Origin of the sequence: Acinetobacter indicus, assembly GCF_009914475.1 — a bacterium.
Lineage (GTDB): Bacteria > Pseudomonadota > Gammaproteobacteria > Pseudomonadales > Moraxellaceae > Acinetobacter > Acinetobacter indicus.
Genome location: NZ_CP045198.1, coordinates 325,850 through 347,184, shown reverse-complemented (window position 1 = coordinate 347,184; position 21,335 = coordinate 325,850). Strand labels below are relative to the sequence as shown.

Genomic DNA, 21,335 nt, shown 5'->3' with positions numbered 1-21,335 from the left:
TTTCTAATACGGTTCAAATTTTTGCGTGCGTTCATTAAAAAAATAGGCCTGAATTTCACCGCTGTCATGAATCACATTAAAGCTGTTATTAAAACGATGATGCAGACGATAAGACAGCGCCGTACCGGCATGAATATCCAGCACCGGATGACTGGCCTGCAAATGATAAATCTGGTTTAAATCATAGACTGCGGACTGATGCAGATGACCATGCAACAGCCCGAACAGGCCATGCTGACTCCAGCTTTCCAGCGCCATTTTGCCAAGCATCGGGCAGTCTTTTACCCCATGCGGATCATCCGGCGGGGTATAAAACGGTTGATGCGCTGCAATCAGCTTGATTTTATGCGCCGGTGCCGCGGCCAGAATCTGATCGACCAACTGGATTTGCGCCAGCGAAATATGCCCGCGGGTATGGTAACGCCGCCGGATACTGTTTAAACCAATCAGAAAAAAATGCTCGGTTTCCAGCACGGTTTCCATCTTGCCAAAAAACAGCTGATAACGCGCAAATGGATTAACAAAGCGGGTCCATAAATCGAATAGCGGAATATCATGATTGCCCGGCACCACCAGATACGGCCGCTCCAGGCTGTCGAGAAACTGCTTACAGTCATAAAACTGTTTAAAACGCGCACGCTGGGTTAAATCGCCACTGACCACTATCGCTTCAGGCTGATGCTCTAGGCAAAATTGCCGGATGGCTGCCATGCAGGCCGGCTTTTCGGTGCCAAAATGCAAATCAGACAGATGCAGAATCATAAGGCACCATCATATTTAAGGCATTTTTTTCCACTGTGACTTTTAGCGGTGGTCGCATCCGGACAATTTCACCATCAATGGCCACCTGCATGGTTTTTAGTTGTGCGTGAATCACCACCTGATCTGCAGCAAAAGTATATACATCGGGTGCTTGTTCAATTTCCCCTTTCACCAGCTGCCATAAAATTTTAAACAGGGTCAGCTTATCACTTTTCGCCACCACAATGCCGGCCACCTTGCCCTGTGCTACCGCTGTGGCAATACGCAAATTCATCTCCGACAATTGCAGCTGGTTATTGCCAAAAAATACCAGCGGGGTTTTCACTGGAAACAGCTTGCCATCCACTTCAACTTTTAATTTCAGTTCCTTGCGATGACGAATCAGCACATCCAGACCGGAGGTATAGGCATGTAAAGGAAAACGGCCCAGATAGCGGTTATACAGCTCCCGTTTCTGGATAAATAAAGGATACAGCCCCAGGCTGGCATTGTTTAAATAGATATGTTCATTGATCCGCGCGATATGCGCCTTGCGTGGCCGGCCGGTTGCAATCACATGCGCTGCCTGAATAATATCCACCGGAATATCAAATACGCGGGCCACATAGTTAAAGGTACCTAAAGGTAAAATGCCCATGGGAATATCGGTATAAAGCAGTTTGGCGGCCACAGCATTCAAGGTGCCATCTCCTCCTGCAGCTACCACCACGCCATAATTGTCCGGGTCCTGATGACGTAAAAATACCTGCGCCATTAATTCATCAAAACTAGAATACTGTTCGATATCAAAGGACTGGATTTCAAAACCGTATTGGGAAAAAATCTGAATCAGCTCTTCATATACCTCGGTTTTATGGGTCGCATGAAAGCCTGATTTTTTGTTATACACAATAGACAATGGCTTGAATTGTTCAGACATTTTGTCCACATCTTTAAAGCATTTGTTCTAATTTCAGCCAATTAAGTGGAAATTTAAAGCACCTTTATGTAAAAATCGAATTACCACCATTTATTTAATCAATAATGATTCTCAGAAAAAATTTAGATATAAATTATTGTTTTAAAAAGAAATAAATAAATTAAATAATATACATAAATATAAAAAATAAATAAGACAAACCCTTATTTAAACATTATCTTTTTGTTTTTTATAAACTTATCATTTAGATTGCATTAACTACCAAAATAATTCCTTTAGTCCTTTAGTCTTATTTTTTTCGTCATTTTGTGCTTTAATACAGCCACTTTTTTTTCATATTTCATCTGAGCGGTTCATTTCATCTCTCAGATTGTACTTTGTACAACAGTTTGTACACATTTTAGATAGGCCTCACCATGACCCAAGTGAACGCACCAGAATTCGTTCGTCACCCTAAGCTTATTGCTTGGGTGGAAGAGATTGCTAAATTAACAAAACCAGCAAAAATTGAATGGTGTGACGGTAGCGCAGAAGAATATCAACGTTATATCGACTTGATGATCGCTAACGGCACAATGCAAGCGCTTAACCAAGAAACTCACCCTGGTTCTTATCTTGCAAACTCTGATCCTTCTGACGTAGCTCGTGTTGAAGACCGTACTTACATCTGCTCTGAAAACCAGGAAGATGCCGGTGCGACCAACAACTGGGAAGCGCCTGCAGTAATGCGCGAAAAATTGAACGGTTTATTTGACGGTTCAATGGCAGGTCGTACGCTGTATGTGGTTCCATTCTCAATGGGTCCACTCGGTTCACACATTGCACACATCGGGATCGAGTTAACTGACTCTCCTTATGTTGCAGTCAGCATGTCTAAAATGGCTCGTATGGGTAAAGCTGTTTATGACGTATTAGGTACAGATGGCGAATTCGTTCCATGTGTACACACTGTAGGCGCTCCGCTTGCCGAAGGTGAAAAAGATGTTGCATGGCCTTGCAACAAAGAAAAATACATCGTGCACTATCCAGAAACACGTGAAATCTGGTCTTACGGTTCAGGTTACGGCGGTAACGCATTGTTAGGTAAAAAATGCCTGGCGTTACGTATTGCATCGTTCATGGGTCGTCAACAAGGCTGGTTAGCTGAACACATGCTGATTCTTGGCGTGACCAATCCTCAAGGCGAAAAACACTACATCGCAGCGGCATTCCCATCTGCATGTGGTAAAACCAACTTCGCGATGCTGATTCCACCAGCTGGTTATGAAGGCTGGAAGATTGAAACTGTAGGTGACGATATTGCCTGGATCAAACCAGGTGAAGATGGTCGTCTATACGCAATCAACCCTGAAGCTGGTTTCTTCGGTGTAGCACCTGGTACAAACACCAAAACTAACCCGAACTGTATGGCGACGCTGCACAAAGACGTGATCTATACCAACGTTGCTGTAACAGACAACGGCGAAGTATGGTGGGAAGGTCTTTCTAAAGAAGCACCTGCCAACCTGACCAACTGGAAAGGTCAACCACACACTGGTGAAGAAAAAGCAGCGCATCCAAACGCGCGTTTCACCGTATCTGCAGGTCAATGTCCTTCAATTGATGCTGACTGGGAAAATCCAGCAGGTGTTCCAATCTCTGCATTCATCTTCGGTGGTCGCCGTGCAGACACAGTGCCTCTAATTTCAGAAGCATTTGACTGGGTTGATGGCGTGTATAAAGCGGCAACCATGGGTTCTGAAACCACTGCTGCTGCGGTTGGTCAACAAGGTATCGTTCGTCGTGACCCATTCGCAATGCTGCCATTCGCGGGTTACAACATGGCGGACTACTTCTCTCACTGGTTAGAAATGGGTGAGAAAGTGGGTGCGAAAGCTGAAGCTGCAGGTAACAAACTGCCTGGTATCTACAACGTGAACTGGTTCCGTCGTGATGCTGAAGGCAACTTCGTATGGCCTGGTTTCGGTCAAAACATGCGTGTACTTGAGTGGATCATTGACCGTTGTGAAGGTCGTGCAGATGCTGTAGACACTCCAATTGGCCGCGTTCCAACTTACGAACAGCTGAACTGGACTGGTTTAGATTTCTCTAAAGAGCAATTTGAAACTGTGACAGCACAAGACAAAGATCAATGGATCAAAGAACTGGAAAGCCACACTGAGTTATTCAATAAACTGGGTGATCGTTTACCAGAAGCATTGAAAAAACGTCAAGCTGAGCTTTTAGAAGCGGTTAAATCTGCTTAATTGCTGATTAACATGAAAGAGGTCGCGAAAGCGGCCTTTTTTATTGCCTGCCTATACACGCTACATTTTACCGGCAATAAATTTCAACACATCATTGAGGAAAGCAGTCGTCCCCAGGTCAGGCTTTTATGGCATACTTGAAAGTATAAATTAGAGATCATGAGCCATAATAGCGATGAACAATACTTATAAACTTTTAGGACTTGCCTGTACGGTTACCCTGCTCACTGCCTGCCAGAGTGGGCCACGCGAATTTAATGGCAATGTCGGTTATCAGATCGAAAGCCGCACTGACAGCACAGCCACCTTGGCTTACACCCTTGCAACACGCAACAATCAGCAATTAGATGAACAGCGCCTACAACGTGCCTGCCAGAAAGTGCTGGCCAGCAATAAAGTCTTTAAATTAAATATTCTCAGCGTCAATGAAATTGCCAACCCGGCGGCCGGTAATAATCTTACTGCTCCAGGACGTCAAATTGGCGATACCCGTGCCACCTTCAGCCTGTCGAATACCCCTAGCCTGCACAGCAGTGAAAATCCGGCCACACGTGATGCCCTCACTGCCCGCCCAAGCACTTTAACTGTGGTGCGCTATACCTGCTCTTAAGCTTCTGCAAGCCAATAAAAAAGACGCTGTTTACAGCGTCTTATAAAAACTGACATTACGAAATTCGGGCGACTCATCTAAATCGGGCCAAGTGGTGGCACTACGCTCATCCAGCTTTTCATATTTGGGATGGCTAAAGTTTTTCACCCGGCTGTCCGCCACCCACACTTCTGGGGCAAATTTTAAAAACTCATCCAGGAAAAAACGGTTGCATTGATCGTATAGCACATCCGCTGCGAGTAGTACATCAACCTGCTCGGCTTTGTAGAGATCATCAAGATATTCCAGTTCGACATCATTGAGTTCGGCATTGACTCGACAGGCATCCAGACTGACCTGATCAATATCACAGCAGATCACCCGCTTGGCACCTGCCATTTTGGCAGCAATCGCCACCACACCTGAACCTGCGCCAAAATCCAGCACCACTTTATTTTTCACATGATGTGGTTCAGCCAGCAACCACTGCGCCATGGCCAATCCTGAGGCCCAGCAGAAAATCCAGTACGGCGTATCATTCCAGATCCGGCGGATGACTTCATCATCGAGTTTATCGGTGGGAAAAACCGGCGGAATCAACCAAAGTGAAATCGGTGTTTCAGGCAATTGCTGTGCCTGCAGTTCACAATGTGGAATCACATCATGCAAAGCACTTAATAGATGTTCAGGGGCTTTAGGAAATTGAAAGGTGCAGCTCATTGGGTTTTTATTCTTTATGTATTTCAGCAAAAATCTGATGTTAGAGGTTTTACCCTCATCCCAACCTTCTCCCTGAGCCGTATACGGCGCAAGAGAAGGAGTATCCATTATTTTTACAATGAATTTTCCCTCTCCTGAGCAAGATTTAAAGCACTGCTTTTAAATCGAAGCGCAAGAGAGGGTCAGGGAGAGGTCAATTTATTAACCCAAAGCCTTCTCAGCCGCTTCTACGGTTTGACGAATCAAGGTTGTAATCGTCATCGGACCAACACCACCTGGCACTGGTGTGTAAGCAGAAGCGATGTCTTCGATACCAACGAGTTGGATATCACCAACACCGCCGCCTTCACGTGGGTGGAAGCCCGCATCAACGACCACTGCACCTGGCTTAATCCAGTCTTTCTGAATCAGTTCAGCTTTACCAACTGCGCCCACAATAATGTCTGCCTGCTTCACGAATTCAGCCAGGTTTTGTGTGCGTGAGTGACAGGTGGTTACAGTTGCATTGGCTTCTAGCAGCATCGCCGACATTGGTTTACCCAGAATAGCCGAACGACCAACCACCACTGCATGTTTACCCGCGATTTCGATGTTGTTTTCTTTCAGAATAGTCATGATGCCCGCTGGTGTTGCCGAACCATAGGCCGCTTCACCCATCGCCATACGACCATAACCCAAACAAGTCACACCATCGACATCTTTTTCAAGTGAAATGGCATCGAAGCAGGCACGCTCATCAATTTGTGCCGGTACCGGATGCTGTAACAGGATACCGTGTACATCAGGATTGGCATTGAGTTTTTCAATTTCAGCCAGTAACTGCTCAGTGGTGGTTTCCTGTGGAAGCTCGATTTTTAAAGAGTCCATACCGACACGGCGGCAGGCATTCCCTTTCATACGTACATAAGTTGCAGATGCACCGTCGTCACCTACCAAAATAGTCGCCAGAATTGGGGTACGACCTGTTTTCGCCTTTAATGCTTCTACGCGTGTTAACAAGTCAGCTTCAATTTGCTTTGCTAATGCACGACCATCCAAAACTAATGCCACGGCACATCTCCAAATGTTGATAGGAATCAATTTTGCAAATAATACATGATAATTTAGGCAATTTTCTTTCATATGCCGAATTTATGTGCATATGCGCGATTTATAGTATTGTTTTTTTTCCAGAGCTTGCTAATATGTGCATCACCAAGACGTGGCGGGGTGGCAGAGTGGTCATGCAGCGGACTGCAACTCCGTGGACGCCGGTTCGATTCCGACCTCCGCCTCCAATCTTGGTAAAAATGCCCGAGTGGTGAAATCGGTAGACACAGGGGATTTAAAATCCCCCGCCCTCAAAGCGTGCCAGTTCGAGTCTGGCCTCGGGCACCATTTTAACAGATCTTAAAATGGTGCAGTAAAGAATCCAGCGTCAAGCTGGTTTTTTTATGCCTGCAATTTAGCTTCTGCGTTGACCCTGTCCATGACCCCACAACAGCCCCTGCTTTTTCTACAACAGCTACAACAACACCATCCGGCTGCATTTAAACGCAATTTTCTGCTGTATGGCGCAATAAAAATCAAAGGCATGCTGGATGAGTGGAAAGAAATCCTCCCCTGGGTGCTGGCCCTGCTGATTTTTATTCCGCTGTCGATGGTCCTTGCAGATGTGATTCAGCAGCACTTGCCACAGTTTGATGCCGCACAAAGCAAAAGTATGGCAATTTTAGCGCTCATGTTGCTGTTGATGCTCACGACACCCTATGTGATTTATCAACTCAAACACAGTGCAGCGGCCTTATATCGCATGCTCCGCCATACCCCAATCAAACTGGCGATCGTGATTTTAGTGCAGGCGCTAAATGTCTATTACTGGCAAAGCATGCTATTGCAAGGGATACTGTTCTTTTTTGCCCTGAGTTTTGGCTTTGTACGTTTTTATAAAGAAAACCTGTTTCGTCATGAGGCTACACCAGAACAGCAATACTGTTTGCAGCAGATTCGCCGTGCAGCGTACTGGTCATATCGTCAGCTTCGTAATACCCACCTAAAAATGTACTTTTATCCCAAAAGTTCGGCACGCTATGCAGACCTGGCGGTACAGCGGATGAAATATGCCAATCTGCATCAGCAAATCATGCAGGTTGAACACAAGTTTGCGCAGCAGATTAAATTTATTGATCTGGACAGTTATCTCAACGAAATCAGCCAATAAAAAAACCGGGACATGCCCGGTTTTTTATAGAAACAGGGTTTAAGCACTGGCCGGCAGGTCTTTGATTTCCACCAGAGCCGGCGTGTATTGCAGACGGTGATAACGCGCATCATCCAGTTGATAATCTGCTGCTTTGACCGTGTTCACGAATTTCCACTCGGCCAGCATCTCATCTGCCGTAAAGCTGACGGTCAGATAACCTCGCTGATTCAGGTTGCAATAACTCAGCTCATCAATCAGGGTATTAAAGGCAAATTCAAATTCGTATAGCTTGGCCGCCGGAATCTGCAGATATTTTTCCATCCCCGGAGAGGACACCGAACTGGTGGCCAGCTCCACCCCGACAAAGTTCTGCTGGGCATCATACAGCTGTGCAGACCAGGCATTATGAGTATCGCCCGCCAGCACCACCACTTTTTTACCCAGTTGACCCAATACGCTATACAGTGCTTCACGCTCATAAGCATAGCCATCCCAGGCATCCAGATTATACGGCACCACGGTCAAAATACAGGCCTTTTCCTGTGCGGTTAAAGTGGGATCGCCCTGTAAATAACGGCTTTTCAATGTGACCAGTTCTACCAGCATCCGCTCGACATTGGCCAAGGTCTCTACGGTTGCCTGACCACTGGTGATTTGCCCGAGCACCTGCAAGATTTCCGCCGGAATCAGCATTTTCGCCATCAGCACCTGTTGCCCCAGCACATTCCAGGTGGCTTGAGATTGAGTCAGCTGCTGGGCCAGCCAGGCAAACTGAGTACGTCCAAGCAAGGTACGGTTAGTGTCAGTTAAATCTGCGCTAAATCGGGCGGCATCCAGACCGGTCGCGGTTAAATAATGGGCATAATCCAGCTGCTTGTGACGTGCTAGTACCCGCGTATCCAGCATATTCAACTGCACCAGCTGACCGAAATTGAACTGGCGGTAAATATTCAGATGGTCATTTTCAGAGACCGGACGAATTGGCATCCACTCAAAATAGGCCTGCAATGCAGCCAACTTGCGTGCAAAGAAATCACCTTCGTTGTCCTGATGATTCTCCGCCCCTTCCATCCAAGTGTCATTGGTTAGCTCGTGGTCATCCCAGATTACAATAAACGGATGACGCTGGTGCACTGCCTGCAAATCGGCATCTCCACGATACAGAGCATAACGCTTGCGATAATCATCTAAACGGATAATTTCCTGATTGTTATCGGCGGCCAGGGTACGTCCCAGTTTTTCGGCATCTTCAGTGGCATAACCATCGGCGCCATATTCATAAATATAATCACCCAGGTGGATGACCACATCCAGATTTTCCTTGGCCATTTCCTTATAGACATGGAAATAACCGGCCGGATAGTTAGAGCAAGAACAGACTGCAAACTTTACGGCAGCGGTATCAAGCGGCAAGGTTTTGGTCTGGCCCACCAGTGAGCTTTGTGCGCCATAGCGGAAACGGTAGAAATAGGTCTGATTGGCTTCTAAACCGTCTGCATCAACTTTGACGGTAAAGTCCTGCGCCTGTGTGGTCAGCACTTTGCCCGTATTTACAATGTGCTGAAACGCCTGATCAGTCGCGATTTCCCACTGTACTTCCAGACGCATAGCCGTATCTTCGGGGCTAAGACGGGTCCATAGAATCACCCGGTCTGCCAATGGGTCACCACTGGCCACGCCATGTAAAAATTGTATTTGTGGCGCATCAGGAGATGAATGCTCTGGATCATCATCGCCACAGGCAGTTAAGCTGAGTGGCAAAGACAGTGCCCCAAAACCAGCAATGGTTTTTTGAATCAGTTCGCGACGGTTCATGTGCGTTGTCATACGGTTTTCCTGTTGTTTTTATTTGATCTACCTTAGAAAACCGAGGTTTAGCTTTGATCTCATTTTGATGAAAAAATGATGACAGTCGACATCCAGCCTGCTTCGAGTTTAGGCTAATACAATGATTTGCTTGAAAAGAAAGCAATTGTAAGCAAATTTACTTGCCAAGTTTTCCATCGTCCTCTATTATTGCGCACATGCCCGAGTGGTGAAATCGGTAGACACAGGGGATTTAAAATCCCCCGCCCTCAAAGCGTGCCAGTTCGAGTCTGGCCTCGGGCACCATTTTAATAGATCTTAAAATGGTGCAATAAATTACCCAGCGTCAAGCTGGTTTTTTTATGCCCGAAATTTAATAAAACAGATTGAATAGAAAGAGAAGAAATATAAAAAGAAGAATGAAATATCAGGTCACCCTACTCACCTTGCCAAGCTGTTTTTCAAGCATTTATGCCGCCGATGAATCAAGCATTTAATATGATCAAGAAACGCCCGTACAGCAGAGTAACACACTGAGTAGGTCGTGCAGGTAGATGAGAGGACTAAAGCATATCCGAAACAGAGCTGCTATTTACTGTACACCCTGTAAGATTGAGCGATAGAATCATCTCAAACCCAGATCACCCCATCATAAAAAAAGAGAGCGGCTTACCACTCTCGATTCGATACCAGCTCTTCCATTTCCAGCTCAAAATAGCCAGCATCTTGCAGCACCATCATCATCGCTTCGGCAATATAGTCCGCCGCAGTATCATCCAGTGAGGAATCCAGATCTTCAAATTGTGGTTTCATCTTGTTGATAACGTTTACCGTTTCATGTGCGAAGTGATAAATATCAGCCTCGGATAAATTCGGCTTGGCGACTTTTTTCGCAAACTGTTCAATGGACTGTTTGATTTCAGCGACCAGAATATCGGGATAATAGTCATCGTCAAACATGGGGAGAAGTAAATCTGTAAACATACAGGCACTCAAAACTACAAAAGGTCAAATTCAAGACAGGCTATATAGCACAAAGCCCCTGAAAAGCCAAACTGAGCGAGATTTGAATACCTATATGATATAAAGCAGGCTGGTATAGAGCAGCCCTTAAGCCAATTGCATCGCCTGCCAGATTTTAATGGCATCGGCGGTAGCTTTCACATCATGCGCGCGCACCATACAGGCACCCTGCTGAATACTGAGCAAATGCGCAGTAGCTGAACCAACTGCACGTTGCTGTGGCTCTGCGGCATCCAGCACACTGCCAATAAAACGTTTACGCGACAAGGCAGATAAAATTGGATAACCCATGTCAGTCAGTTTATGGAACTCATTTAGCAATTGCAGATTTTGCTGGGCATTTTTGGCAAAACCAAAGCCCGGATCAATCATAATGTTTTCAGCCTTGACCCCGGCATCCAGTGCATCCTGAACCCGTTGCGAGAGTTCACGAATAACATCTGTAGTGACATCTTCATATTGATCCAGATTATTCATGGTGGTTGGCTCACCGCGCATATGCATGATGATCACCGGAATATTTAATTCAGCTGCGGTTTCCAGCGCCTGAGGACGGGTTAAAGCCCGCACATCATTCCAGATATGTGCACCGGCCGCTACTGCCGCACGAATCACTTCCGGCTGTGAAGTATCAATTGAAATCACCACATCCAGTTTGGCCAGCTCCTCGACCACAGGCACCACCCGGCGGATTTCTTCCTCAATTTCCACCACCGCTGCGCCGGGACGGGTCGATTCCCCCCCCACATCAATGACGGTAGCACCTTCAGCAATCATCTGTTTGGCACGGGCAATCGCCTGCTCTTTTTCATTGTGCTGCCCCCCGTCACTAAACGAGTCCGGGGTTACATTCAAGATTCCCATCACATGCGGCTGAGACAGATCCAAAGTTAAAGCTCCAAAGCTCCATTGACGCTGCGGTAATGGCATCAGCTGCATGTTTTTCTCCTCATTCACAATAAGGCAAATATTGTCTTATGGATAATTCAGTAAAGTAAAGCCTTAGATGTCAAACTGCGGCTTATTTGCATATTGCAACAGCTTGGACAGTCGGCTTAATTTCACAAAAGGGATCATTTTTTTCGTCCGACAAAACAGCTGATAGATCCCCTATTAAAGACAGGAGATTATGACTGACCTTGATAACGCCCCGGCCGATGATTGAGGGCCAAAAAGATACCCATAATCACCGCTGCCAAGATAGACCACAACACCTGCTGATACGGCATTACCCCAAAGGCCAATGCAACGACCACACAATCAATGGCCATTTGTACTTTACCGGCACTGATGCCAGCTTTGTCTTGCAAATACAGCGACAAGATGGTGGCGCCGCCCAAACTCGATTGATGCCGGGCCAAAAACAGAATACCAGTTCCCAGCATTAAGCCACCGGCAATGGCGGCAAAAAGTGGATGCAAATAATGAATGTCCAAATATTGCGGCACAATATAGGTCAATAAAGAAAGTAAGGCCACACAAATAAAGGTTTTCAGCGTGAAGCTTTTGCCCAACCTGCGCCACGCAAACCAGTAAAATGGCAGATTAATCAGGAAATACAGCAAACTAAACGACCAGCCAGTTGCATAGTGCAGCACAAAAGCAATCCCTGCGGTACTGCCGGTCAGCAGACCTGCCTGTTCATACAGAATCAGGGTAATTCCGACAAACAGCGTTCCCGAAAACAGGGCCAGACTGTCATCCATATAACTATGTTTAAGCGGATGCATCGATGGTAGAGGTGCAGCTTTTAGCGCGCTTGGATTAGATTGGTTATTCATGTTGAGAATCCCCTGTTCACCCTGTACTTATGGTCTGTGGTGAATGGCATGTGTGTGCTTGTGGCACGTGGTATTTTTATTGCGTTTTTAATATGACAAAGGATAAAAATTTCTACAATCTTTAATTGTTGTCTTTTCTCCTGTCCGGGTTTATGGCTTGCATAGACCTTTCATCTAACTAATTGGGTCAGCTACCGATAAATACATGCAAATTTCATGCATAAAAAAACCACCCGAAGGTGGTTTTCTTAAAATATTCTTAGTTGGCTGGCAATGGTGGTGGTGTGCTTGGACCATTGCTTGGAGTTACATCAATCACCGGATTTTCTGCAACATATACTTTTGGTGGCTGTGGTTCACGACCTTCCATAATGTCACGAATCTGCTCACGATCAATGGTTTCCCAATCCATCAGCGCTTTTACCATAGCATGGGCAATCTCTTTGTTGTTTTCCAGGATATCCCAGGCCACTTTATATTGCTCATCCAGAATGCGGCGCACTTCACGATCCACTTCCAGCTGCGTCGCTTCAGAAATGGTCCGGCTACCCAGGCTGCCCATGAAGGATTGCTGTGAATCATCTTCATAAACCATCACACCTAGTTTGTCCGACATACCGTATTTGGTCACCATGGCACGTGCCATTTTGGTTGCACGCTCAAAGTCGTTCGATGCACCGGTAGATTGCTGATTAATGAAAATTTCTTCAGCAATACGACCACCAAACAGGATTGAAATTTCTTTCAGCATCTTGTCTTTGTAATGGCTGGTCTGGTCAAACTCAGGCAACTGCCAGGTTACACCCAGCGCCCAACCGCGCGGCATAATCGTGACTTTATGCACAGGATCCGTACCCGGCAGCATTTCTGCCACAATGGCATGGCCTGCTTCATGATAAGCCGTTGCACGACGTTCTTCTTCACGAATCACCATTGATTTACGTTCAGGACCCATGTACAGCTTGTCTTTGGCATCTTCAAAGTCATGCATGTCGACCGTGTTCTTGTTACGACGTGCAGCAAATAGCGCTGCTTCGTTCACCAAGTTGGCCAACTGTGCACCCGAGAAGCCCGGTGTACCACGTGCAAGGACTTTTACATCCACACCTGTGGTTGAAGGCAATTTTTTCAGGTGAACATTCAAGATTTGCTCACGACCTTTAATATCGGGTAAGCCCACCATCACCTGACGGTCAAAACGACCTGGACGTAATAAAGCTTTATCCAGTACATCGGCACGGTTGGTTGCGGCAATGACGATAATACCTTCGTTGCCTTCAAAACCGTCCATTTCGACCAGCATCTGGTTTAAGGTCTGCTCACGCTCATCGTGACCACCACCGGTACCTGAACCACGGTGACGACCGACCGCATCAATCTCATCAATAAAGATAATACATGGCGCGTGGCGTTTCGCCTGCTCGAACATGTCACGGACACGAGAGGCGCCCACACCCACGAACATTTCTACGAAGTCAGAACCTGAAATACTGAAGAATGGCACTTTAGCTTCGCCAGCAATGGCTTTTGCCAGCAAAGTTTTACCGGTACCCGGAGGACCAACCATTAACACGCCTTTCGGAATGGTTGCACCCAAACGTTTAAATTTGGCCGGATCTTTCAGGAAGTCGACAATTTCTACTACTTCCTGTTTGGCTTCATCACAACCTGCAACATCGGCAAAGGTTACTTTAATCTGGTCTTCAGACAGCATTTTCGCTTTGGACTTACCAAAGCTCATTGGGCCGTTTTTACCACCTGCACCGCCACCCATGTTGCGCATAAAGAACATGAATAACAAAATGATTAAAAGTACAGGGAAACTAGCAATGAGTAGTTGCATCAACAAACCTTGACGTTGAGGTGCAGTACCTTCAACAACAACGTTGTTTTCAATGAGGCTCGGCATGAGTTCAGGATCTTGAACCGCCGGACGAATACTTTCAAATGGTGAGCCATTGGCTTTTTCACCACTAATTCTTTCGCCATCAATTGTAACTTTTTTAATTTGACCAGCATCCACCGCCGCAACGAACTCGGAATAGTTCATTGACGTTGGCTTATCACTGCCATTGATGTTACTGAAAATCAGAATCAGTACACCAAGTATAATTAGCCACAATACGGCATTCTTGAAGAGATCGCTCAAAGCTTTATTCCCATATCAATCTAATTTGATCATGCCCTTTACAGGGTGACCTTAATGTTAAAGCTGAAGATCAGCCTACAAAACTCTTAAAAACGTACAAAATGCACAATTTTTAACGGCTTGGCAAGTAAACTTTATTTGAATGCCTTCTTCCGGCCCTGTCCGATCAAAAACACTTCTTTCGAACGTGCACGAGAAGCTGCCGGTTTTGCAGTCTTTAATACATCGAAGCTGTCGACGACCTGTTTGCGAATTTCATCGAAGCCAGAACCCTGGAACACCTTCACAACAAACTGTCCGTTTGGCCCCAGCACTTTTTGCGCAAAGTCCAAAGCCAGTTCACATAAATAGATTTGTCGTGGCTGATCTACTGCTCTATTACCTGATGTATTGGGGGCCATATCGGAAATTACAACGTCTACAGTCCGGCCATTTAAAATATTTAACAATTTTTCAAAAACTTCTTCCTCACGGAAGTCACCTTGCAGGAAGGTCACATCTGGTAAGGCATCCATAGGCAAAATATCCGATGCAATCACCAGCCCTTTGTCACCGACCAGTTTGCCGGCAATTTGCGACCAGCTGCCGGGCGCAGCACCCAGATCGACCACCGTCATGCCGGGTTTGATAATTTTATATTTTTCCTGAATCTCTAGCAGTTTATACGCAGCACGCGCACGATAACCTTCCTTCTGGGCTTTTTTCACGAAAGGGTCATCCAGGTGCTCTCTCATCCACGCACGACTACTTTTGGATAATTTCTGGTTGGTAATGCGTGTTGCCATAACTCTCTAAATATTAAAAACCTTCTAATTTATAATTGTACGTGAAAATTGCCGCGCTTGCAGTACAGATGTGTAGTTAAATGGACGTAGAGGGTGTGATTTTTTCTATTATTTGCATCGATTATTTGCGCAGATTTTACAGCGTTTCAAATTGGGATTTGCTATACTAAGCCGTTTTTAAAATCAGGTTATTTTTATGGCAGCTTTATCTATTCAGGAACGCAAGCGTTTACGTCAAATCGGTCATGCACTCAATCCGGTTGTGATGATTGGCGGACAAGGGCTTACTGAAAATGTCATTGAAGAAACCACACGTGCGTTAAACGACCACGAACTGATTAAAGTGAAAATTGGCGGTGAAGACCGTGAAGCACGTGCAGCTGTAATTGAGGCAATTGCAGAAGCGACTGGTGCAGAAGTGGTACAGACCATTGGTAAAATTGCCCTGCTGTATAAAAAAGCCAAACCGCAAAATCCAAAATTATCGAACCTGGTTCGTCACGCGCATCTGGCAAAATAATTTTTCCTTATGGCAAGTTATGAACTGAGTGCTTTTGATCGCCGTTTTCAGGCCATCTCCCTGGTCGGGGCGATTGAGCAGCAAAGCCCGTTTAACCTGAATATTGGTTACTGGCTGCGTGATCCGAACCAGTATGTGCAGTGGCCCGATCTGGTGTCTGCGCATCCGCGTCAGGATTTTCTCTGGCAGAACACCTGTTTTGAAGTGTTTATTGGGGTTCATGGGGAAGATTTTTATCGTGAAATTAATCTTTCTCCATCTCAAGCCTGGCAGGCCTATCAGTTTGAGGAATATCGCTATCCGGAAGATATGCCGCCGCAAGCCGCCTATGATATTGAGCTCAACCAGCTGAAACGCACCCATTATGGACTGAATGTCAGTCTGGACTTGGGCGAATTCATGGCCAAGCATAAATTAAAGTGGTCGGATCTGTTCATTGGTTTAACTGCCGTGTTAAACACTTCTGAAGGTGAACACTATTACGCCATGCAGCACAGCAGCCCACAGGCCGATTTTCATAACAAGCGCGATTGGCTGCATCAGTTCTAGGCATTATGTCTGAACTAAAACGCAGTATAAAAAAAGTGAGGCACATGACCTCACTTTTTTATTGCCTGCATCGCACGCACCCGCTACAACACGCCTTAGCTTTTAAGGGTGGTGTCGGTTTCAGAAGCAGATGCCGCCTCTTTTGCTGGTACAACTTTTTTCCAGGTTTCTAAGGTATGTTCTTTGGAGCGCTTGAAGGTTTCGGTTAACTGGTCTTTATGCTTGACTGAAATCTGGCTGACATCGGCTTTAAGCTCTTTGCCAATTTTATTCAAATCTTCAATCACCGCATTAAACTCGGTTTTCACAAACTCTTTCAGTTCACCAAGATCTTTTTGTGAGCTGCCAAAATGTTCCTTGAGCGATTCAATTTTCTGTAGCAGCTCTTTCTTGAGCTGACTGAGCTGCTCCTGCACGCTGCCATTAAATTTTTTCGCTTCGGTCTGCAGTTTTTCCTGGGTCTCCCCGACTGCTTCAGTAACCTGCTGCTTGGCCTCTTGCGCTGCCTGTTCAAGCTTTTCAGTGCCTTCTGCCACCACGTCTTTTAAGGAGTTTTTAGCCGCTGGCTGTTTTTGTTCTGCTGTCATTGCCGTTCACCCGCCTGTTATTATGAAAGACCACAGCATAGTAGAAACAGATAAAATTTAAGTTTTGATTTGTTAGACAATTATTAAATGCTTACATTTCTGTGACATTGCGTGACAAACATGCTTTTGCACCAAAAGAATACTTTTTTATTGGATATTCCGCTTCAATAACGTGGACTTTTTCAGAGTTGGTGCGTATAATGCGCTGTTAAGTTCAAGCGAGCAGATGTGAGGAGGGTAGGTTGTATAGTAGCCTTCCTTTTTTTTCGTCTACTCGCTTTTTTACAGCCTAAATTTCAGGAGCTTTGGTTTGAGCACCCCCGCCATTTTAGCCCTTGCCGACGGTACGATCTTCAAAGGAACGTCAATCGGTGCATCGGGTAGTACGACTGGTGAAGTCGTTTTTAACACTGCCATGACTGGCTATCAAGAAATTTTGACTGACCCGAGTTATGCACAGCAACTTGTGACTTTAACTTACCCGCATATTGGTAACACAGGTTGTAATGAAGAAGACGCAGAATCTGGTCGTATTCATAAAGTATGGGCCAACGGATTAATCATTCGTGATTTGCCTTTATTGCATAGCAACTTCCGTTCTACACAGTCTTTAGCGGATTACCTGAAGCAACACAATGTGGTTGCCATTGCCGATATCGACACGCGTAAACTGACTCGTATTTTACGTGCAAAAGGTGCGCAAAACGGTTGTATTCTGGCTGGTGAAAATATCACTGAAGAAGAAGCAATTGCAAAAGCACGTGCATTTGGCGGCTTAAACGGTTTAGACCTTGCAAAAGAATGCTGTGACCCGAACGGTTTTGAATGGACCGAAGGCTCATGGGAACTTGGCAAAGGCTTTACTCAACCTGAACTTAAATTCCATGTGGTTGCATACGACTACGGTGTCAAAACCAACATCCTGCGTATGCTGGCAGACCGCGGCTGTAAACTGACCGTTGTGCCTGCACAAACCCCTGCTGCTGACGTACTTGCGTTAAATCCAGATGGCGTGTTCCTGTCGAACGGCCCTGGCGACCCAGCTGCTTGTGATTATGCAATTGAAGCTGTAAAAACTATTGTTGAAACCACCAATCTCCCTGTGTTTGGTATCTGTTTAGGTCACCAGATTCTTGCTCTGGCTTCTGGCGCAAAAACCATGAAAATGGCGCACGGTCACCACGGTGCCAACCATCCTGTACAAAACATCGAAGATGGTACAGTGATGATTACCTCGCAAAACCACGGCTTCGCAGTGGATGAAAGCAACCTGCCAGCAGTCTTGCGTGTTACCCACCGTTCACTGTTCGATGGTACCAACCAGGGTATCCACCGTACAGATAAGCCGGCATTTAGCTTCCAAGGTCACCCTGAAGCCAGCCCAGGTCCACACGACTGTGCCCCACTGTTCGATCATTTCATCGAACTTCTTGAAGCAGCTAAGAAGTAATTAAGGAGCAAATAATGCCAAAGCGTACGGATATTAAAAGCATCTTAATTATTGGTGCTGGTCCTATTGTTATCGGTCAGGCCTGTGAGTTTGACTACTCGGGTGCTCAAGCCTGCAAAGCGCTGCGTGAAGAAGGTTACCGCGTCATTCTGGTGAACTCGAACCCGGCGACGATTATGACTGACCCGGCAATGGCGGATGCAACCTATATCGAGCCAATCACTTGGCAAACCGTTGCAGCGATCATTGAAAAAGAACGTCCAGATGCAGTTTTACCAACCATGGGCGGCCAGACTGCACTGAACTGTGCCCTTGCTCTGGATGCCAACGGTATTTTAGAAAAATACAATGTTGAGCTGATTGGCGCGACTAAAGAAGCGATTGAAAAAGCAGAAGACCGTAAACTGTTTGACGAAGCAATGCGTAAAATTGGTCTGGAATGTCCAAAAGCTGCGATTGCGGAATCTATGGAAGAAGCGCTGGACATTCAGGCGCGCTTCGGTTTCCCTGTGATTATTCGTCCATCATTCACCATGGGTGGTTCTGGTGGCGGTATCGCGTACAACCGCGAAGAATTCCTTGAAATCTGTGAACGTGGTTTCGACCTGTCTCCGACTCACCAGTTATTGATTGATGAATCACTCATTGGCTGGAAAGAATACGAGATGGAAGTTGTTCGTGACAAAAACGACAACTGTATTATCGTCTGTTCAATCGAAAACTTTGACCCAATGGGCGTGCATACTGGTGACTCCATCACAGTTGCTCCGGCACAAACATTGACCGACAAAGAATATCAACTCATGCGTAACGCGTCTTTAGCGGTACTGCGTGAAATTGGTGTAGAAACCGGTGGTTCTAACGTTCAGTTCGGTATTAACCCGAAAGATGGCCGTATGGTTATCATTGAAATGAACCCGCGTGTATCGCGTTCATCTGCCCTTGCGTCTAAAGCAACAGGTTTCCCGATTGCGAAAATCGCAGCGAAACTGGCAGTGGGTTATACCCTGGATGAGCTGAAAAACGACATCACTGGCGGTACAACTCCTGCATCGTTCGAGCCATCAATTGACTACGTTGTAACCAAGGTTCCACGTTTCAACTTCGAAAAATTCCCGCAAGCAGATGCAACACTGACGACTCAGATGAAATCTGTGGGTGAAGTAATGGCAATTGGCCGTAACTTCCAGGAGTCTGTCAACAAAGCCCTTCGTGGTCTAGAAGTCGGTGCTTCTGGTTTTGATGAAAAAATCGAAGTGGGTACTGAAGGTGCGCGCGAGAAAATCCTGCAAGAACTTAAAGTTCCAGGCCCAGAGCGTATCTGGTACGTGGCCGATGCCTTCCGTCATGGCTTCACTTTAGACGAAGTATTTGAAGCGACCAAAATTGACCGCTGGTTCCTGATTCAGATTGAAGACATCATCAATACTGAAAACCAGATCAAAACTTTAGGTTTCGGCGACTTAAACGCAGACAATATCCGTGCGTTCAAACGCAAAGGTTTATCGGATCTGCGTATCGCCAACCTGATGGGTATTTCACAAAAACAATTCCGTAAACACCGCTGGAACCTGGGCGTGACTCCGGTTTACAAACGTGTGGATACATGTGCGGCAGAATTCGAATCTGATACCGCTTATATGTATTCAACTTACGATGAAGAATGTGAATCGAATCCATCTGCGAAAGACAAGATCATGGTCATCGGTGGTGGTCCTAACCGTATTGGTCAGGGTATCGAATTCGATTACTGCTGTGTACACGCGGCGCTTGCGATGCGTGAAGACGGTTATGAAACCATCATGGTGAACTGTAACCCTGAAACGGTTTCTACTGACTATGACACCTCAGATCGTCTGTACTTCGAACCAATTACTTTGGAAGATGTGCTTGAAATCGTGCGTACCGAGAAGCCTAAAGGCATTATCGTACAGTACGGTGGTCAAACACCGCTGAAACTGGCGCGTGCGTTAGAAGAGGCTGGTGCACCAATCATTGGTACATCTCCAGATGCGATTGACCGTGCCGAAGACCGTGAACGTTTCCAGCAAATGATTCAACGTCTGCAACTGCGTCAACCAAACAACAGCATCGTAAAATCTGCTGAAGAAGGTATTGCTGAAGCGGCGAAAGTGGGCTATCCACTGGTGGTACGTCCATCATACGTACTAGGTGGCCGTGCGATGGAAATCGTGTACAACGAAGAAGAGTTAAAGCGTTACTTACGTGATGCCGTTCAAGCGTCTAATGATGCCCCTGTTCTTCTTGACCGCTTCCTGGATGATGCGATTGAAGTTGACGTAGACTGCGTATCTGACGGTAAGGATGTGGTGATCGGCGGGATCATGCAGCACATTGAACAAGCGGGTATTCACTCAGGTGACTCTGCATGTTCGATTCCACCTTACTCGTTATCAAACGAAGTACAGGACGAAATGCGTCGTCAAACCGTAGCGATGGCCAAAGAGCTGGGTGTTATCGGTTTAATGAACGTACAGTTCGCGGTAAAAGGCGATGACGTTTACATCTTAGAAGTGAACCCACGTGCATCTCGTACCGTGCCGTTCGTATCTAAGTGTATCGGTGAATCATTAGCGAAAATTGCTGCACGTTGTATGGCGGGTCAATCTCTGGAGTCGCAAGGCTTCACGACCGAGATTATTCCTGAACACTTCTCTGTTAAAGAAGCGGTGTTCCCATTCAACAAGTTCCCGGGTGTTGACCCAATCCTTGGCCCTGAAATGAAATCGACAGGCGAAGTGATGGGTGTGGGTAAAACTTTTGGTGAAGCATTCTACAAAGCTGTGTTAGGCTCGAATGAACGCTTACCAGGTTTGCCAACCGAAGGCGAAATCAAGCATGCATTCATTTCGGTACGTGATTCTGATAAACCACGTGCAGCAGGTATTGCCAAACAGCTTGCAGACTTTGGCTTCAAAATTATCGCTACCGGCGGTACTTATGATGTGATCAAAGCCGCAGGAATTGAATGTGAACGTGTGAATAAAGTAACTGAAGGTCGTCCGAATATTGTGGACCGCTTGAAAAATGGCGAAATTCACCTCATTATCAATACCACTGAAGGCAAACAAGCGCAGCAGGATTCATTCTCAATCCGCCGTTCTGCCCTGCAAGGTAAGGTCTATCATACGACTACCCTGAATGGTGCCGATGCGGTATGCCAAGCGTTAGCCATTAAATTGCCGATGGATGTTTATCGTTTGCAAGATTTAAGCAAAGGTTAATTGTCTACCGAGAAGTCCCGTC

At 46.1% G+C, this 21,335-nt stretch carries 18 protein-coding genes and 3 tRNA genes; 10 read left to right on the top strand and 11 right to left on the bottom strand.

All coding sequences use genetic code 11. The features are described 5' to 3' along the window. Positions 1 to 3: 3 nt before the first annotated feature. Together GA693_RS02155 and GA693_RS02150 are read right to left on the bottom strand one after the other, a co-directional pair. Complete coding sequence (locus GA693_RS02155; protein ID WP_160241518.1) at positions 4 to 762, bottom strand: metallophosphoesterase family protein; 759 nt, start codon at positions 760 to 762, stop codon at positions 4 to 6. Then, entirely contained in the window at positions 743 to 1,681 is a 939-nt protein-coding gene (locus GA693_RS02150) for a diacylglycerol/lipid kinase family protein (protein WP_160241519.1), read from the bottom strand. The genes GA693_RS02155 and GA693_RS02150 overlap by 20 nt, the downstream gene beginning before the upstream one ends. A gap of 416 nt (positions 1,682 to 2,097) precedes the next feature. Between GA693_RS02150 and GA693_RS02145 the strand changes: the two genes are divergently transcribed. Together GA693_RS02145 and GA693_RS02140 are read left to right on the top strand one after the other, a co-directional pair. Next, positions 2,098 to 3,927 carry a phosphoenolpyruvate carboxykinase (GTP) gene (locus GA693_RS02145; RefSeq protein ID WP_104470892.1) on the top strand — a complete coding sequence of 610 codons (1,830 nt, stop codon included), beginning with the start codon at positions 2,098 to 2,100 and terminating at the stop codon, positions 3,925 to 3,927. Between the two features lie 175 nt (positions 3,928 to 4,102). Then, on the top strand, positions 4,103 to 4,537 hold the full coding sequence (locus GA693_RS02140; RefSeq protein ID WP_160241520.1) for a hypothetical protein: 435 nt from the start codon (positions 4,103 to 4,105) through the stop codon (positions 4,535 to 4,537). A gap of 30 nt (positions 4,538 to 4,567) precedes the next feature. Here the strand turns inward: GA693_RS02140 and GA693_RS02135 are convergent, their stop codons facing one another. Next, positions 4,568 to 5,236, bottom strand: a complete 669-nt coding sequence (locus GA693_RS02135; protein WP_160241521.1) for a class I SAM-dependent methyltransferase — start codon at positions 5,234 to 5,236, stop codon at positions 4,568 to 4,570. Between the two features lie 201 nt (positions 5,237 to 5,437). Then, the gene (gene folD / locus GA693_RS02130; protein ID WP_005176331.1) at positions 5,438 to 6,286 is read right to left on the bottom strand and encodes a bifunctional methylenetetrahydrofolate dehydrogenase/methenyltetrahydrofolate cyclohydrolase FolD; all 849 of its coding nucleotides are present in this window, start codon (positions 6,284 to 6,286) and stop codon (positions 5,438 to 5,440) included. A 153-nt stretch (positions 6,287 to 6,439) separates the two neighbouring features. On the opposite strand from folD, the gene GA693_RS02125 reads away from it, so the two are divergent. From GA693_RS02125 to GA693_RS02115, 3 genes are all read left to right on the top strand, one after another. Beyond that, positions 6,440 to 6,513: transfer RNA gene (locus tag GA693_RS02125), tRNA-Cys, on the top strand. A gap of 14 nt (positions 6,514 to 6,527) precedes the next feature. Further along, positions 6,528 to 6,613: transfer RNA gene (locus GA693_RS02120), tRNA-Leu, on the top strand. A 91-nt stretch (positions 6,614 to 6,704) separates the two neighbouring features. Beyond that, entirely contained in the window at positions 6,705 to 7,436 is a 732-nt protein-coding gene (locus tag GA693_RS02115; RefSeq protein ID WP_160241522.1) for a hypothetical protein, read from the top strand. 39 nt (positions 7,437 to 7,475) lie between these two features. Here GA693_RS02115 and GA693_RS02110 read toward each other — a convergent pair whose 3' ends face one another. After that, on the bottom strand, positions 7,476 to 9,245 hold the full coding sequence (locus GA693_RS02110) for an alkaline phosphatase D family protein (protein ID WP_160241523.1): 1,770 nt from the start codon (positions 9,243 to 9,245) through the stop codon (positions 7,476 to 7,478). Positions 9,246 to 9,444: 199 nt separating this feature from the next. Here GA693_RS02110 and GA693_RS02105 point away from each other — a divergent pair. Then, a tRNA-Leu gene (locus GA693_RS02105) sits at positions 9,445 to 9,530 on the top strand. 363 nt (positions 9,531 to 9,893) lie between these two features. On the opposite strand, the gene GA693_RS02100 is transcribed toward GA693_RS02105, so the two are convergent. The 5 genes from GA693_RS02100 to rlmE form a co-directional block, all read right to left on the bottom strand. Next, complete coding sequence (locus tag GA693_RS02100) at positions 9,894 to 10,208, bottom strand: DUF5713 family protein (protein ID WP_045796482.1); 315 nt, start codon at positions 10,206 to 10,208, stop codon at positions 9,894 to 9,896. Between the two features lie 126 nt (positions 10,209 to 10,334). Next, positions 10,335 to 11,186: a dihydropteroate synthase gene (gene folP, locus GA693_RS02095; protein WP_104471725.1), complete on the bottom strand. Its 852-nt coding sequence runs from the start codon at positions 11,184 to 11,186 to the stop codon at positions 10,335 to 10,337. Positions 11,187 to 11,374: 188 nt separating this feature from the next. Next, on the bottom strand, positions 11,375 to 12,028 hold the full coding sequence (locus GA693_RS02090) for a YitT family protein (RefSeq protein WP_016659947.1): 654 nt from the start codon (positions 12,026 to 12,028) through the stop codon (positions 11,375 to 11,377). Between the two features lie 259 nt (positions 12,029 to 12,287). Continuing rightward, positions 12,288 to 14,177 (bottom strand): ATP-dependent zinc metalloprotease FtsH, encoded by a 1,890-nt coding sequence (ftsH, locus tag GA693_RS02085; RefSeq protein WP_160241524.1) that lies wholly within the window; start codon positions 14,175 to 14,177, stop codon positions 12,288 to 12,290. A gap of 134 nt (positions 14,178 to 14,311) precedes the next feature. After that, positions 14,312 to 14,962 carry a 23S rRNA (uridine(2552)-2'-O)-methyltransferase RlmE gene (gene rlmE / locus GA693_RS02080; RefSeq protein ID WP_160241525.1) on the bottom strand — a complete coding sequence of 217 codons (651 nt, stop codon included), beginning with the start codon at positions 14,960 to 14,962 and terminating at the stop codon, positions 14,312 to 14,314. Between the two features lie 196 nt (positions 14,963 to 15,158). Here rlmE and yhbY point away from each other — a divergent pair, with 196 nt between their 5' ends. Both yhbY and GA693_RS02070 read left to right on the top strand, forming a co-directional pair. Continuing rightward, positions 15,159 to 15,482 (top strand): ribosome assembly RNA-binding protein YhbY, encoded by a 324-nt coding sequence (gene yhbY, locus GA693_RS02075; protein ID WP_005176314.1) that lies wholly within the window; start codon positions 15,159 to 15,161, stop codon positions 15,480 to 15,482. 9 nt (positions 15,483 to 15,491) lie between these two features. Next, complete coding sequence (locus tag GA693_RS02070) at positions 15,492 to 16,031, top strand: DOMON-like domain-containing protein (protein ID WP_075167187.1); 540 nt, start codon at positions 15,492 to 15,494, stop codon at positions 16,029 to 16,031. 95 nt (positions 16,032 to 16,126) lie between these two features. On the opposite strand, the gene GA693_RS02065 is transcribed toward GA693_RS02070, so the two are convergent. Next, on the bottom strand, positions 16,127 to 16,618 hold the full coding sequence (locus GA693_RS02065; protein ID WP_160241526.1) for a hypothetical protein: 492 nt from the start codon (positions 16,616 to 16,618) through the stop codon (positions 16,127 to 16,129). Positions 16,619 to 16,928: 310 nt separating this feature from the next. Between GA693_RS02065 and carA the strand changes: the two genes are divergently transcribed. Beyond that, positions 16,929 to 18,068, top strand: a complete 1,140-nt coding sequence (carA, locus tag GA693_RS02060; RefSeq protein ID WP_005176309.1) for a glutamine-hydrolyzing carbamoyl-phosphate synthase small subunit — start codon at positions 16,929 to 16,931, stop codon at positions 18,066 to 18,068. 14 nt (positions 18,069 to 18,082) lie between these two features. After that, entirely contained in the window at positions 18,083 to 21,313 is a 3,231-nt protein-coding gene (gene carB / locus GA693_RS02055; protein WP_016659941.1) for a carbamoyl-phosphate synthase large subunit, read from the top strand. Positions 21,314 to 21,335: the final 22 nt, after the last annotated feature.